At 47.6% G+C, this 10,960-nt stretch carries 13 protein-coding genes; all 13 read left to right on the top strand.

Annotated features, from left to right (window positions below):
- The first annotated feature begins 260 nt into the window (after nucleotides 1-260).
- The 13 genes from K6T99_07695 to K6T99_07635 all read left to right on the top strand — a co-directional run bounded on the left by K6T99_07695 (nucleotide 261) and on the right by K6T99_07635 (nucleotide 10,938).
- Nucleotides 261-509, top strand: a complete 249-nt coding sequence (locus K6T99_07695; GenBank protein ID MCL6519704.1) for an AtpZ/AtpI family protein — start codon at nucleotides 261-263, stop codon at nucleotides 507-509.
- Nucleotides 502-885, top strand: coding sequence for a hypothetical protein (locus K6T99_07690; protein ID MCL6519703.1), 384 nt, complete (start codon nucleotides 502-504; stop codon nucleotides 883-885). The genes K6T99_07695 and K6T99_07690 overlap by 8 nt, the downstream gene beginning before the upstream one ends.
- A 35-nt stretch (nucleotides 886-920) precedes the next feature.
- Complete coding sequence (gene atpB, locus K6T99_07685; GenBank protein MCL6519702.1) at nucleotides 921-1,595, top strand: F0F1 ATP synthase subunit A; 675 nt, start codon at nucleotides 921-923, stop codon at nucleotides 1,593-1,595.
- A 66-nt stretch (nucleotides 1,596-1,661) separates the two neighbouring features.
- The gene (gene atpE, locus K6T99_07680) at nucleotides 1,662-1,910 is read left to right on the top strand and encodes an ATP synthase F0 subunit C (GenBank protein ID MCL6519701.1); all 249 of its coding nucleotides are present in this window, start codon (nucleotides 1,662-1,664) and stop codon (nucleotides 1,908-1,910) included.
- A gap of 25 nt (nucleotides 1,911-1,935) precedes the next feature.
- A complete protein-coding gene (atpF, locus tag K6T99_07675; GenBank protein ID MCL6519700.1) occupies nucleotides 1,936-2,439 on the top strand; it encodes a F0F1 ATP synthase subunit B in 504 nt (167 codons plus the stop codon).
- Nucleotides 2,436-2,975 (top strand): F0F1 ATP synthase subunit delta, encoded by a 540-nt coding sequence (locus tag K6T99_07670; GenBank protein MCL6519699.1) that lies wholly within the window; start codon nucleotides 2,436-2,438, stop codon nucleotides 2,973-2,975. Before atpF ends, K6T99_07670 begins: the two co-directional genes overlap by 4 nt.
- 24 nt (nucleotides 2,976-2,999) lie before the next feature.
- On the top strand, nucleotides 3,000-4,520 hold the full coding sequence (atpA, locus tag K6T99_07665) for a F0F1 ATP synthase subunit alpha (GenBank protein MCL6519698.1): 1,521 nt from the start codon (nucleotides 3,000-3,002) through the stop codon (nucleotides 4,518-4,520).
- Nucleotide 4,521: 1 nt separating this feature from the next.
- Nucleotides 4,522-5,379 (top strand): ATP synthase F1 subunit gamma, encoded by an 858-nt coding sequence (gene atpG / locus K6T99_07660; protein ID MCL6519697.1) that lies wholly within the window; start codon nucleotides 4,522-4,524, stop codon nucleotides 5,377-5,379.
- Between the two features lie 64 nt (nucleotides 5,380-5,443).
- Nucleotides 5,444-6,847 (top strand): F0F1 ATP synthase subunit beta, encoded by a 1,404-nt coding sequence (atpD, locus tag K6T99_07655; GenBank protein ID MCL6519696.1) that lies wholly within the window; start codon nucleotides 5,444-5,446, stop codon nucleotides 6,845-6,847.
- Between the two features lie 82 nt (nucleotides 6,848-6,929).
- Nucleotides 6,930-7,340, top strand: a complete 411-nt coding sequence (locus K6T99_07650; protein ID MCL6519695.1) for a F0F1 ATP synthase subunit epsilon — start codon at nucleotides 6,930-6,932, stop codon at nucleotides 7,338-7,340.
- A 70-nt stretch (nucleotides 7,341-7,410) separates the two neighbouring features.
- A complete protein-coding gene (locus tag K6T99_07645; protein MCL6519694.1) occupies nucleotides 7,411-8,862 on the top strand; it encodes a transglutaminase-like domain-containing protein in 1,452 nt (483 codons plus the stop codon).
- Between the two features lie 76 nt (nucleotides 8,863-8,938).
- Nucleotides 8,939-9,568 (top strand): PDC sensor domain-containing protein, encoded by a 630-nt coding sequence (locus K6T99_07640; GenBank protein MCL6519693.1) that lies wholly within the window; start codon nucleotides 8,939-8,941, stop codon nucleotides 9,566-9,568.
- A complete protein-coding gene (locus tag K6T99_07635; protein MCL6519692.1) occupies nucleotides 9,562-10,938 on the top strand; it encodes a diguanylate cyclase in 1,377 nt (458 codons plus the stop codon). The genes K6T99_07640 and K6T99_07635 overlap by 7 nt, the downstream gene beginning before the upstream one ends.
- The last annotated feature ends 22 nt before the right edge of the window (nucleotides 10,939-10,960 follow it).

Raw genomic sequence — 10,960 nt, 5'->3', positions numbered from 1 at the left:
TGTCAGTATACCACCCCCTTTGCGGACTGTCAACTTCGACCTTTTGCTAATAACGCACAATGGGAACCTTTTTAAAAAATAAAAGGGACATTTGCCAATAATGAATAGAAAATGCCCAAGGCGAAATTGGGCATTTTGGCGGCTGGTTTGTATATGACTCTTAGAAATGCGGGTAGCGTGTTTTGAGAAGTTTGGTATAATATCAGGGATGCCTGCCAACCTACAAGCTGATGAGTGGGCATAACTGTGCGGAACGCGTCATGCCATATACATATAATAGATATAGATGGATGAGAGGTGCAGGCCTTGCGTTGAGCGCTGGCCTTGTGCTGGTAATCTCAACAGTTATTGGGTTGTTGTTCGGTCGTTGGCTTGACCAGAAATTTGGCACCGAACCATGGTTGATGCTGGTGTTTACGGTGCTTGGAATTGTGGCCGGATTTGTGGAGATGTTTAGGATGTTGTTGCAGGCAATCCAAGAGGGGGAAAACAACTCATCTGATGGATGAGGGCGTCATTGGAAGAGCATATCGTTCTGTCGCAATTTCGTGGATAATTGCCATGATTTGGTGCTGGGTATTCCGAAGCACCTGGGTTGCCGTCAATATAACGATTGGCATGGCTGTGGGCACAGCAATTCTGTTTGCTTTTCATCAAATAGTGAGAAAGGCATTTGTGCCAGGAGAATCCAAGGGAAAAAGAGCCTTACTCAAGTTTTCTCTTATTAAATATCCGGTCGCTTTTATTATTCTGATTGCTTTGGTAAGATGGAGTAAGTTCAACGCAGCTGCATTCTTCGGGGGAATTGTCCTCGTGCATTTTGCGCTTTACGCTAAGCTTGCTGGCATACTAATTGCTGAACAAAATAAGAGCAAGCAATCCTGAGACATTAGCAATGTTTAATTGCGAGGTTTCCAAAAGTGGAGTATGAAGTAAGCCCATGGTTGTATTTTGGAATGTCGGTTCTAGTGATTGTCGTACTTTGCATCTTGGCAATTTTGCTTACTCGCAAACTTGAGCTGGTTCCGACCTCACATCGGCAGAACTTTGTGGAGTTTATCGTTGCTTCGCTTGATGATTTTACCCGGGGGGTAATTGGCCCCGAGGGTAGGGAATATACCCCATTTATCGGCACATTATTCATATACATATTGGTCATGAACTTGCTAGGGTTAATTCCGCCACTCAGGTCGCCTACTAGCAATTTAAGCACAACAGTTTCGCTAGCTTTGATTGTGTTTGTAATGTTCAATGTAGCAGGAATACGCAAGCTTGGGTTTGTCAATTATTTGAAGCAAATGCTACACGGTCCCCCTTGGCTATGGATTCTTATATTCCCAATAGAATTAATAGGCATGCTGGCTAGGCCTTTATCACTCTCTATTCGTCTTTATGGAAACATCTTTGGCGAGGAAACCGTGCTTGCCGTACTTGCCAGCCTGACGTTTGTGGTGATACCATACATTATAGCTTTGCCTACCCAATTTCCCATAATGTTATTTGCTATTTTTACATCTTTTATCCAGGCACTTGTGTTTACAATGCTTTCTGCCACGTATATTGCGATGGCAATTGCTGGAAGTGAAGAGCATTAAAACGCCTTTTGGTACAAAAACTCGTTTTACGCAAAGGAGGAGTGTTTAGTGAGTTACTTCGTGGCAATGGTTCTAGCGATCGGGCTGGGACTGCCTATCGCCGTCCTTTCTGCAGCAATGGCTCAAGGTAGGGCAGCAAGTTCGGCGCTTGAGGGAATTGCCCGTCAGCCTGAGGCAGCCGGAAAGATTCAGCTTGCAATGATTATCGGTCTTGCAATTATTGAGTCTCTGGTAATCTATGTGCTGGTGATTGTGCTCCTGCTACTCTTCACCAGACTCCCTGCGACCGAGGAGATACTGAAGCTAATCCACTAATAGGCTAGTATGGGGGAAGAGGCAAATGGAAGCCCTTAAAGAGCTTGGCATTGACCCAAAAGTCATGGCGGCTCAAGTAACGGGTTTTATCCTCTTGTGGATAGTACTAGCTCGTTACCTGTTTCGTCCTGTTCTTGCTTTTCTTGATGAGCGCCAAAGGCAGATTAAGCTGGCAATTGATAATGCTAATGAAGAGCGGGCAAAGGCTGAACAGCTGCGGGCCGAGTTCGAACAGCGCATGGCTGGCATAGAAGCGGAGGCACGATCGCGAGTGCAGGCAGCTGTAAGAGAGGCAAACGCCGCTAAAGAGGAAATCCTAGCTGAAGCGCGAAGTCGTGCGGAAAGCATCCTTCAGCGAGGGCAAGAGGACCTTGCTCGGGAGCGCGAGAAAATACTCGCCCAACTCAGAGAAGAAGTGGTAAACATATCTCTTACTGCAGCCGGCAAAGTTATTGGAGAAGCCCTGGATGAGGAACGCCATAGAAAGCTTGTGAGTGATTTCATTGAAAAGCTGGAAGCCAAAAAATGAAGCTGACGGTTCTTGCAAAACGATATGCGGCTGCTTTGTTTGAAGCGGCAAAGGCCTCTGATAGTATAGACTTAGTGGAAAGCGATCTTGGATTGGTTACTTACTCGCTGGAGAGTGTGTCTCAACTGACGGAGGTCCTAGAGCAACCGCTTATCCCGATTGAGCACAAGAAAGAAATAGTGAGGGATATATTTAGTGGGAGGGTTCAGGAACTCACGCTTAATTTTCTTGGCCTTGTAATCGAAAAACGTCGAGAACGCATATTAACCGAGGTTGAGAAGGAGTATGTAAAGCTTGCCAACGACTACCGTGGCATCGTCCTAGTTCAGGTGACGAGTGCATTGCCGCTTACTTCGGATGAGAAGTCGGCGCTTCGAGCGAAGCTGGAGGTGTTTACGGGTAAGCAGGTTGAGCTAGAGCTTCACGAAGACCCAACACTAATTGGTGGGTTGGTTCTACGAATTGGCGACACAGTAATTGATGGCAGTGTCAAAGGCTACCTAGAGTCGCTGAGAAATCAAATGCTAGGTAGATAAACGAAACGGGAGTGTTAGATGGACATAACAATAAGACCTGAAGAGGTAACTTCTATCCTTGAAAAGGAGCTGGGAGCTTATAGCAAAGAGCTGAAAGAGGTCGGCGTTGGCACCGTTCTTCAGGTTGGCGATGGAATTGCTCGCCTTTATGGTTTAAGCGACGCCATGGCAGGCGAGTTAATCGAGTTCCAAAATGGCGTCTTTGGGATGATTTTTAATCTCGAGGAAGACAATGTTGGCTGTATCATTTTGGGCTCGGATATCGAAATAAAAGAAGGTGACGTGGCCAAGCGAACTGGCAAAATCGTTCAGGTTCCTGTGGGCGATGCGCTGAAGGGGCGCGTTGTGAATGCGCTAGGCCAGCCGCTTGATGACAAGGGGCCAATTGTGACCGATAAGTTCCGCCATGTGGAAGCTCGGGCACCTGGTGTTGTTGACCGCCGACCAGTAAAGGAACCTCTCCAAACTGGTTTGAAGGCTATTGATAGCATGGTTCCTATTGGAAGAGGGCAAAGAGAGCTAATAATCGGCGACCGGCAGACTGGGAAGACGGCAATCATAGTTGATACAATCATCAATCAAAAGGATAAGGACATCTACTGTATCTACGTTGCAATCGGACAGAAGCTTTCAACTGTCGCTCAAGTTGTGAAAACTCTTGAGGATTTCGGCGCGATGGAGTACACCACAGTTGTAAGCGCAACTGCAAGCGACCCAGCGCCGCTTCAGTATCTTGCACCATATGCCGGATGCGCAATGGGCGAGGAGTTTCGCGACACAGGAAGGCATGCCGTCGTATTTTATGATGACCTTTCAAAGCACGCCCAGGCATATAGGCAAATCTCTCTTCTTCTAAGACGCCCACCGGGCCGTGAGGCTTATCCAGGGGATGTATTTTACCTACATGCAAGACTCCTGGAGCGTGCCGCGAAGCTTAACGATGAGCTTGGTGGTGGCTCGCTGACAGCAATTCCTGTAATTGAAACGCAAGCGGGTGACATATCGGCATACATTCCGACTAACGTAATATCCATCACCGACGGCCAGATATTCCTTGAAGCTGACCTCTTCTATGCGGGCGTTAGGCCGGCCATCAACGTTGGTGTGTCTGTTTCTAGGGTTGGCGGAAACGCCCAGATTAAGGCTATGAAGCAGGTGGCGGGCCGATTGAGATTAGATCTTGCGAGATATCGTGAAGTGCAAGCATTTGCACAATTTGCTACAGACCTCGACAAGGCTACGCAAGAACAACTTGCCCGCGGCGCGCGGCTCACAGAAATCCTCAAGCAACCCCAATATGAGCCAATGCCAGTCGAACACCAGGTAATGATTATTTATGTTGCAAATAATGGTTACCTGGACGATGTTCCTCTGGAGGCCGTCAAGCAGTTTGAGAAAGAGTTCCATATTTTCATGAATGGTAGGTATCCTGATGTCGGTAGGCAAATCGCTAAAACTGGTGAGCTCAGCAAAGCTACCGAGGACCTACTAAAGAAGGCAATTGAAGAATTCAAAGCCGAGTTCAAGGCGGAGATAAGCAAATAGAATGGCAGGAATTCGCGAAATCCGACGGCGAATCAAGACGATTCGAAATGTACAGCAAATAACCAAAGCATTGAAGCTTGTTTCTGCAGCTCGTTTGCAGCGCGTCCAATCGAAAGTTGCAGAGGGGCGCCCTTATGCTCGAGAAATGCACAGTCTAATTATGGACCTTTCAGCAGTTGGAGCGCAGATTAGTCATCCTCTTTTAGAGGTTCGCGAGCCGGTGAATATAGGGGTGTTGGTGATAACCTCAGACAGAGGTATGGCAGGCGGATATAGCACGAATGTCATCCGCAAGGTTGACACCCTGATAAAGCCATATGGCAAAGAGCATGTCAAGCTTGTCATAGTTGGCCGCCGGGCAAATGTCTACTATGTCAAGCGTGGCTATGACATCGCGTCCTTCTTACCAATGCCAACATCTGAGATTACTTTCGCCGAGGCCCGGCAGATTGGCCGAGAGATAATGAGCTTGTTTGAAACAAAGCAGGTTGACGTTGTGTACATTGTGCACACCAGGTTTTTCAGCGCTATAAAACAGCAAGTGACTGAATTGCAGTTGTTGCCTGTGCGGCCGCAGTCTAGCGATGAGCGGCAAGAGCAGATAGAATACATATTTGAGCCGCTCCCAGGAGCGCTTTTCGCTAGTCTGCTGCCCCGCTATGTAAATAATCAAATCTATCAGGCAATGCTTGAGTCGCTGGCGAGCGAGCATGCGGCGAGAATGACGGCTATGACCTTGGCAACGGACAATGCCGAGGATATGATAAGCGATTTGACCGTGCAATATAACCGTGCTCGGCAAGCTGCAATCACCAAAGAGCTTACTGAGATTGTTAGTAGCGCGGAGGCAGTAAAATAGGCAGGAGACATATTTCTACGTAAGAGAACATAAAACTTGCCCCTTAGGATGGAGAGCTCAGGACATGGCAGAAGGACAAGTTATCGAAGTAATTGGGCCGGTAGTTGATATAAGATTTCCAATTGGCCAGCTTCCAGAAATTCTAAATGCAATCAAGATAGTTGACGAGAGCAGAAATATTAATTTGACTGTCGAAGCTGCACAGATGCTCGGGAACGAGGTTGTCAGATGCATAGCCATGGCAAGCACTGACGGGCTTGTTCGCGGCATGAAAGCAATTGACACAGGCGGTCCAATAACAGTTCCGGTGGGGAAGGAGACGCTTGGGCGAGTATTCAACCTCCTGGGTGAGCCGATAGATAACGCCGGTCCTGTGAAGACTGAAAAACGGTATCCAATTCACCGTCCTGCTCCTTCGCTAGAGGAACAAAGCACTGTTACCGAGCAGTTCGAAACCGGTCTAAAGGTTATTGATCTTCTTTGCCCATATGCCAAAGGAGGAAAAGTGGGTCTGTTCGGTGGCGCAGGCGTAGGCAAAACTGTTCTTATCATGGAGCTTATTAGGAATATTGCCACTGAGCATGGCGGCTATTCAGTGTTTGCAGGAATTGGAGAGCGTACTCGTGAGGGAAACGACCTATGGCTTGAAATGAAGGAGTCAGGCGTTATCGAGAAAACGACCATGGTATTCGGGCAAATGAACGAGCCGCCAGGTGCCCGACTCAGGGTTGGGCTTTCGGCGCTTAGCATGGCTGAATACTTTCGGGATGAGCTGAGACAGGATGTTTTGCTCTTTATTGATAACATCTTCCGATTTGTTCAGGCTGGTTCGGAAGTCTCAGCTCTTCTTGGGCGGATGCCTTCTGCTGTTGGCTACCAACCGACTCTTGCAACTGAGCTTGGGGCGCTTGAAGAACGAATTACTTCAACTAAGAGAGGATCCATCACTTCGATTCAAGCTATCTATGTGCCCGCAGATGACCCCACCGACCCTGCACCAGCAACTACATTTGCGCATCTGGATGCGACAACCTACCTTGAACGTCGAATAGTGGAAATGGGAATTTATCCCGCTGTTGACCCATTGGTTTCGACATCTCGTATCCTTGACCCTAGAATTGTTGGCGAAGAACACTACTCAGTTGCTCGAAGCGTTCAGGCAACACTCCAAAGATATAGAGAACTGCAGGACATCATTGCCATTCTTGGCATCGAGGAACTCTCAGAGGAAGATAAGTTAGTGGTCCATCGAGCGCGGCGAATCCAACTTTTCCTATCACAACCAAACTTTGTTGCAGAGCAGTTTACAGGACAGCCGGGTCGCTATGTAACACTCAGCGAAACCATAAGAGGATTCAAGGAGATCATCGAAGGCAAGCACGATGATCTCCCAGAGCAGGCATTTTATATGGTCGGCGGCATAGATGAGGCGGTGGAAAAAGCTAAGCAAATAAAGGAAGCAGCTTAAGAGATATTTTCGCTCACCCTTGCCTGGTGGTAGATAGTCGCTAAAATACATTAGTATCTCATCAATTATACTTGGTGCGATTATGCCGCAAAAAACGTTTAAACTTGAAATAGCAACCCCTGAGCGAGTAGTTCTGCAGGTGGACGCAGTTTCCTTGGTCGTTCCGGGCATCGAAGGCTCCCTTGGAATTCTGGCAGACCATGCCCCGCTGGTTGCTGAGCTTGATATTGGCGAGGCGGTGGTTCACCAACAAGATGGTAATGTGATGCGCCTTGCGGTCTCTGGGGGTTTTATAGAAGTCCGCAAAAATATCGTCCGAATCTTAGCTGATTCGGCAGAGCGTGCAGAAGAGATTGACGTTGCCCGCGCGGAAGCTGCCAAACGGCGTGCTGAGGAGCGCCTCAAGGAGCGCGCACGTGGAGTTGACTATGCCCGTGCCGAGGCGGCACTTAAAAGAGCGCTGACCAGGCTGAAAGTAGCGCGTGGCGGATAAAATTTCCTCTTACAAATATGTGGAGCGGAAATTTTCATGGAGTGTGACAAAAGTGTTTAGTAGGTTTAGCATGGCAAAAGTAATCATAAAAGCGGCTACAGTAATGGTGTCGGCGGCAATTATCTCGCATGCACCGGCTAATGGCCAACAGATACCGAGCGAAACATGGATGGGAATCTATCTTGGCGATACTAAGATTGGTTATGCAAGGTTTGCGATTGACAAGGCAAAGTTTCAGGGTAAGGAGGGCTATAAGCTAGAAAGCACAAGCTTTACACGCCTCCTTTCTCTGGGCGAGCCAGTAGAAATCATTATGGAGACTACCATCTACCTTAATAAAGAGTTTGCGCCAATTTATCAATTATTTGACATGTCGTCAGGCGGCCATACTACCAAGGTTACTGCAAAGTTTAGCGAAAAGGAAGTTTTGGCTGAGCTTTTATCAGAAGGCGAAAAGAGCACAAAAACGATTCCAATTCCGAAAGGAAGTCAACTAGTTGGAGATTCCACGTTCTTCCCGGCCATGATGAAGCTAAAAATTGGCGACAAAATGACAGTTAAGTGTTTCAATCCCATCAGCTTAATGCTCGACGATCTTCAGATTGAAGTATTGCGAAAAGAGGAGCTTAAGCTGGGTGATAAGGTCCATGATGCCTTTGTCGTAAAAAACCTAACACCCTTGGGCGAAATGACATGTTGGCAAGATGAAAATGGCGAGGTTCTGAAAGTAACCGCCCTAATGGGGATGGTGATGCTCCGCGAACCCCAAGAGGTTGCGCAAAATATTGGAGGAGCCTACACACCTCCCGCAGATCTTGCAGTTATGACGTCGGCGCCAACCACAACCGATATCCCAAATCCGCGGCAGGTAAGATATATGAAGGTAAGGTTGATTGGGCTGTCCGACAAATCGCTGGCAATTAGCGATAAGCGTCAGAAGGTGACTTATGCCTCTGGCGAAAAGCCGTCGGCTGAGTATGAGATCGCTTCTTCCGACTTCGTTCCAGCGAATGCACCTAACTTGCCTATTCAGAATCCGAATCTGGAGAAGTATCTTGGTGACAGCCCCTATGTCCAACCCACAAACTCTGAAATCCGGCAGACGGCTAAAGATATCATAGGCAACGAAAAGAATGCCTATCTTGCTGCTGCTCGCTTAAGGTCATGGGTTCATGCTAACATGCAATCGAAAGGGAATATCGGAATTGTCAGGTCATCTCTGGATGTGCTTCATACGAAAACCGGTGTTTGCCGTGATTACGCCATACTTTATGCGGCTCTCGCACGAGCCGTTGGAATTCCTACCAAACTCGTGGCTGGTCTAGTGCATTGGAAGGGTGGGTTTTTCTACCATGCTTGGGCGGAGAGTTACGTAGGCGAGTGGATACCAATTGACCCGACGCTTCCATCTGACTTTGTGGACGCAACGCACATCAAGCTAGCAGAAGGCGATACCGGCGCAATGTTCGATACTGTAAAGACAATGGGTAGCCTAAAGGCTGAAATCTTAGAGTTTAAGTAGAGTATGCCTTCGCAAAAATCCCCACAAATTAAAACTCAAGAGCAAGCTTATTATTGCCAATTATTAATAGTAAGTTATGCGGAAAATTGGTATTCAAAAAGCAAAAGCGTCAGGCCAATCATCTTGGCGTTGGAAGCTGTGCGCTCTTGTTGCCTGTCTGGTAATATTGGTGGGCACAAGCGGTATTTGTGCATTTTACTACTATGCTCGCCAAACACTCTTCGATGAGATATGCGAAAGGCCTGCATTTTTTGCGAGCAGCATTGCCCTACAAATTAACGCAGAAGAGCTTGAGCTTCTTCGTGAGCGCGGAGACGAAGATACACAAGCATACAGGCAAACAAAGAAACTATTAGTCCGCTTTAGAGCTGCAAATCCCGAGGTAAGACGTATCTATATACTGCATCCGAGCAAGAATCTCGAGATATGGAAATTTCTCGTGGGCACGGAGCAAGACCCAAAGCTTGTTCGCCACATCGGCGACAACTTTGACGCATCGCAACTACCAGAACTGAGGGAAGCGCTTTTGCGCCCGTCATCCGTTGCGAAGGTCAAGCATGCCCCCTGGGGTAATTGGATATCCGGATATGCGCCAATACTGGACGGCTCGGGCCAGCTGGTGGGCGTCGTGGGAGTAGAAATGTCTGCCAGCCAGCTTGAAAGTGAGCTGGCCCAAATGAGGCGTATGGGTGCATTTTTTTGTTAACATCCGTTATATTTTCCATCATGCTGGCCTCAATATTCTCAGCGATTATCTTTCGTCCAATCACGCAGTTTGTCAGTCGTTTGCATGCTGTGGTCAAAGGAGGGTTGGCAAGGTTTACGGATGACCATAGGTGCGATGAAATAGGTCAGGTTGCTAGTGCTTTCAATGAAATTCTGCGATTGCTCGAACATAAGGAAGAAATGCTTTCACAAATTAATTTGGACTATCTAACTGGGCTTTACAACCATGGTTACTTTCAAGCAAGGTTGCAAGAAGAGATTGACCATGCCAAGCAGCAATCGGACGAACTTGCTCTGCTGATGCTTGATATTGACAGGTTCAAGTTGATTAATGATTCGCTGGGACATATGGCTGGTGATGATATCCTCCGCCAGATAGCTGGCTTAATTAAGCGAAATCTACATGAAAAGGACATTGCAGCTAGATATGGTGGTGAGGAGTTTGCCATTATACTACCTGGGGAAGGATTGCTCGGTGCTTTGAAAACTGCCGAGAGGATTAGAAAAGCTGTATCCGCACACGCGTTTAAGCTTACCAAAGAATTGATAGGGGATGCCGAGAACCAAGCAATAAGCTTGACGGTAAGCATAGGGATAGCTGTATACCCGCACCACAGCCAGGAGAAAATGGGTTTGATAATGGCGGCGGATTCGGCGCTTTATCAGGCAAAGCGACTTGGGCGTGACCGAATATGTGCTTACAAAGCCGGCAGTGGGATGCGTGCAAGTGATCCTTCTCATGTCTCTATGTTCTTGCAAGACCCGACAGGAAGTGCGATTAAGGTCTTGGCTGCAGCCATAGATGCCCGAGACCCATATACGCGAAACCACTCGGAAAATGTCAGCAGGTATGCTTTGCTGATTGGCAAGCATTTTGGGCTAGATAATGAGCAGTTGGAGCTACTACATATGGCTGCCCGACTTCACGATATCGGGAAAATTGGCGTGCCGGACTGTGTGCTTGAAAAACCGGCAAGTCTTACGGAAGATGAGCTTAAACTTGTCAGGGCACATCCGCAGTTAGGCGGTTCTATCATCCGCGGCTCGCAAAATCTTGATTTGATACTGCCGGGAATTCTATATCACCATGAACGTTATGATGGAACAGGATATCCTTCAGGGCTTGCTCAGGAAGAAATACCCCTTTTTGCGCGCATAATCGCTGTCGCAGATGCTTTCGATGCCTTAACTTCGAACCGGCCATACAGGAAAGGGTTTTCCATAAGCAAAGCAATTGAGGTGTTGAAGAATAACAGTGGCACCCAGTTTGATCCCAAGGTTGTTGAGGCGTTTCTGAACGAACTCTCCACAGAAGGTTTTGAGGAGGAATCGCAGGATAAGGCAGCATAATTCCTTGAGTTCTGCTTGCTAT

The sequence above is a fragment of the Armatimonadota bacterium genome (assembly GCA_023511795.1).
Lineage (GTDB): Bacteria > Armatimonadota > UBA5829 > DTJY01 > DTJY01 > JAIMAU01.
Note: the sequence above shows the minus strand (reverse complement) of the source record. Positions and strands in the feature narration are given on the sequence as shown.

Excerpts from the sequence above, each read along its gene's own strand:
- K6T99_07695 (MCL6519704.1), top strand. The coding sequence starts at position 261 with ATGCCATATACATATAATAGATATAGATGGATGAGAGGTGCAGGCCTT.
- K6T99_07690 (MCL6519703.1), top strand. The coding sequence starts at position 502 with ATGGATGAGGGCGTCATTGGAAGAGCATATCGTTCTGTCGCAATTTCG.
- atpE (MCL6519701.1), top strand. The coding sequence starts at position 1,662 with ATGGTTCTAGCGATCGGGCTGGGACTGCCTATCGCCGTCCTTTCTGCA.
- atpF (MCL6519700.1), top strand. The coding sequence starts at position 1,936 with ATGGAAGCCCTTAAAGAGCTTGGCATTGACCCAAAAGTCATGGCGGCT.
- K6T99_07670 (MCL6519699.1), top strand. The coding sequence starts at position 2,436 with ATGAAGCTGACGGTTCTTGCAAAACGATATGCGGCTGCTTTGTTTGAA.
- atpG (MCL6519697.1), top strand. The coding sequence starts at position 4,522 with ATGGCAGGAATTCGCGAAATCCGACGGCGAATCAAGACGATTCGAAAT.
- atpD (MCL6519696.1), top strand. The coding sequence starts at position 5,444 with ATGGCAGAAGGACAAGTTATCGAAGTAATTGGGCCGGTAGTTGATATA.
- K6T99_07650 (MCL6519695.1), top strand. The coding sequence starts at position 6,930 with ATGCCGCAAAAAACGTTTAAACTTGAAATAGCAACCCCTGAGCGAGTA.
- K6T99_07645 (MCL6519694.1), top strand. The coding sequence starts at position 7,411 with ATGGCAAAAGTAATCATAAAAGCGGCTACAGTAATGGTGTCGGCGGCA.
- K6T99_07640 (MCL6519693.1), top strand. The coding sequence starts at position 8,939 with ATGCGGAAAATTGGTATTCAAAAAGCAAAAGCGTCAGGCCAATCATCT.